Consider the following 3,312-nt stretch of genomic DNA (forward strand, 5'->3'; position numbering starts at 1 on the left):
GCTTTTAGCCAATATCTAAAGCAAGAGTGGAAAGCATATACTCTTGAAGAACCTAAACTTTTCTACGAGAAGCAAAAACCCCTAAATATTGAACCTGCAAGACCTCAAGCACTAAATCCTGTCGGACCAAAGATAAATATAAAGATTGAAGATAATGAGTCAGCTAAAGAGGAGTCGTTAGTAGTGCCGCAAGCGCAGGCGGATCTTGACTCTTTGGAGAAAAAACCAAAAGATATTTCATTTGATTTTTACGGTTTGCATGTGGGATTTTATATTCCAAAGGGGATTAAAGAAGCAAATTTTTATCCTTCAGGGCAGAGTGCAATAGCAAACTTTTTTGACAGCGTAGCTTCAAGTAAGTATGAACCTCTGCTTTTAGATATACAAAAACTCTCAAAAGCTATGAATCTAAATGATTGGGGTATCTATCTTTTAGTTTCAAAAATTTCAGACAATACATATGAAAATAGAGACAACTCTAAACTTCTCAGCTGGTTTTTGCTAAGTAAACTAGGTTACGCGGTAAAGATAGGCTTAGATAAAAAACATGTAGTTCTGATGCACTACTCGGCAAAAACAATCTACTCTACGCCAAGCTATAATTTTGATGAGAAGAAATACTATATTTTATCTAGCTATGCAAAAAATGATGCCCAAAGAATTTTTTCCTATAAACAGGACTATCCCGGATCTACTAAATCTCTTGATCTCTCTTTAGATATACTTCCTGCATTAAAGCAGAACACTCAGAGTAAAGTTTTAAGCTTTTTTCATTTTGACAAAAGATATGATATTCCCATTTCCTACAACAAAAATCTTATAGATTTTATGGCTTCTTACCCTCAAGCAGATTACGAAACTTTTTTTAATGCTCCGATTGAGACTAAAACATATAAAGATTTGGCGACGGCAATCAAAAAATATATAGATGGCAAAAAAGCTAGTGAGGCTATGAACTTTGTGCTTGCCTTTGTGCAAAAGGCATTTAAATATGAGCAAGATGAGCAACAGTTTTCAAGAGAGAAGGTAATGTTTGCACAGGAGACTCTCTATTTTGACAAATCGGATTGTGAAGATAGGGCAGTTTTGTTTTCCTATCTTATAAAAGAGCTTTTTGAGGTGAGCGTAGTAGGTGTAAAATATAAAGATCACATGGCAACAGCACTCTATATTCCGCTTGATGGAGAGAAGGTAAAGGCAGGCTCAAAGGATTATGTCATCGCAGATCCGACATATGTAAATGCAACAATAGGCATGGGTATGCCAAAATACAGATCCATACAGCCACAGAGTTATATCCTCGTGAAAAGTAGGTAGTCATGCAAGATATGTATATAGATTCACTAACGAACTTACCTAGTAGATTTGCTTTAATAAAATATTTGCAAAATCTAGAATATGCTAATATATTTTTAATAGATATAGACAATTTTAGCAATGTCAACAATGCTTATGGATTTAAAATAGGTGATTTGTTACTTATAGAAATGGCAAAACTGATAGCTATTGTCAAGCCGTACAATTCAAAACTCTTTAGATTAAACTCAGATGAGTTCGTACTTGTATCAACAAATAAGCTAAGTTTAAAAACGCTCCGTGATGATGCAAGTTCTATGGTCTCTTTTTTTGATCAAACAGATATTTTAGTTTTAGATGACATAGATATAAAAGTATCCGTAAGTATAGGTGTCTCAACAGGTAGAGGCAGCGAGATATTAAAAAATGCCAGAATAGCCATAAAAGAGTTGCGAGAACACAGAAGAGCCTCTTATAAAATTTATGACCCTAACTCTAGCTACATAAAAAGACAGCAAGAGAATATCTACTGGATTGATAAGATAAAAGAGGCATTTGAAAATGAGCAACTCATTACCTACTATCAACCTATAATCAATAATAAAACAAAGAAAATCCAAAAATATGAGTGTTTGATAAGAATATTAGATGAGGGGATAATAACGCCTCCGATAAGGTTTATGGAAGCATCTAGATTGACGGGCACCCTCTCTTTAGTTACAAAAACCGTAATTGAGCAAAGTTTTAAAAAATTCAGCAGCAACGAGTATGAGTTTTCAATAAACATCACAAGTGTGGATTTACATCTGAACTACTTAGAGGAGTTTCTTTTAAAATGTGCTAAAAAGTATGATATAAAACCATCAAGATTATCATTAGAGATGCTTGAGGATATTAGCACTCTTGATACGCCTGAAATTATTAAACAGTTAAATATGCTTAGATATCATGGTTTTAAAATATCTATCGATGATTTTGGCTCTCAGAGTTCAAACTTCTCTAGACTTTTAAGGTTTTCGCCGGATTATCTCAAAATAGATGGCTCCTTTATAAAAAATATTTTGAGTGATATAAAGAGTTTAATTATCGTAGAGACGATAGTTTCATTATGTAAAAAAAGCAATATAAAAGTTATAGCGGAGTTTGTACACAATGGTGAAGTTCAGGCAAAAGTAGAAGAGTTAGGGGTTGATTTTTCTCAGGGGTACTATTTTGGTGAGCCTAAAGCAGATCTGCTTTAGGCTCACGCATTTGAATAACAATATTTTTTGCATATTGCACCGCTTTATCAAACGAGTCTAGTATGTTTTCATTCCCGATTAAAGATGCTATCTTATGTCTTTTCAAGTCTTGAAGTACAGAGCTGTTTACACCAGAGAGAATCAGTTTGACATCTGATTTTTGAAGTGTTTTTATCATCTGTTCAAAATCATGAAGAGCAGTTGAGTCAGCAAAAGGAACATGGCGCATACGAATAATCAATATTTTACTCTTAAGTCCTATCTCCTTTATCATTACAGAATACTGTTTAGCAGAAGCAAAAAAGAGTGGACCGCTAATCTCATATATAGAAACTTCTTTAGGCAAATCAGAATAATCCTCAAGCAAATCGCTGTCAACTTTAGATGGAATTTTTATGCCGATATCTGCCATTCTTTTCATAAATAGCAGTGAAGATAAAACGACACCGATTTGTATAGCTACGGTTAAATCTACAAAGATTGTAAGAAAAAAGGTATTTAGTAGAACTATAATGTCAAAAGGAGAGCCTTTTAAAATTGAGATAAAGGAGCGCCATTCGCTCATATTGTATGCTACAACGATTAAAATTCCAGCCAGACATGCCATGGGAATAAGCTTTGCATAGTTTGCAAATATAAGCATAATTAAAAGCAGAGTTATAGCATGTACGATACCCGCTATCGGAGTTCGCCCACCGTTTTTTACATTTGTTGCGGTTCTAGCTATTGCTCCAGTTGCTGCAATGCCGCCAAACAAAGGAGAGACTATATTTGC

General features: G+C 34.3%; 3 protein-coding genes. 2 read left to right on the top strand and 1 reads right to left on the bottom strand.

Annotated elements, in window-relative coordinates:
* Positions 1–1,317, top strand: a 1,317-nt coding sequence (locus M0Q17_RS10985) for a hypothetical protein (RefSeq protein ID WP_366835381.1), incomplete at its 5' end; no start/stop codon positions are given.
* Positions 1,318–1,319: 2 nt separating this feature from the next.
* The gene (locus M0Q17_RS10990) at positions 1,320–2,537 is read left to right on the top strand and encodes an EAL domain-containing protein (protein WP_295086795.1); all 1,218 of its coding nucleotides are present in this window, start codon (positions 1,320–1,322) and stop codon (positions 2,535–2,537) included.
* Here M0Q17_RS10990 and M0Q17_RS10995 read toward each other — a convergent pair.
* Positions 2,518–3,312, bottom strand: a 795-nt coding sequence (locus M0Q17_RS10995) for a SulP family inorganic anion transporter (RefSeq protein WP_295086797.1), incomplete at its 5' end; no start/stop codon positions are given. The two genes, M0Q17_RS10990 and M0Q17_RS10995, sit on opposite strands and share 20 nt — an antisense overlap.

Origin of the sequence: Sulfurimonas sp. (assembly GCF_023229105.1) — a bacterium.
Taxonomy (GTDB): domain Bacteria; phylum Campylobacterota; class Campylobacteria; order Campylobacterales; family Sulfurimonadaceae; genus Sulfurimonas.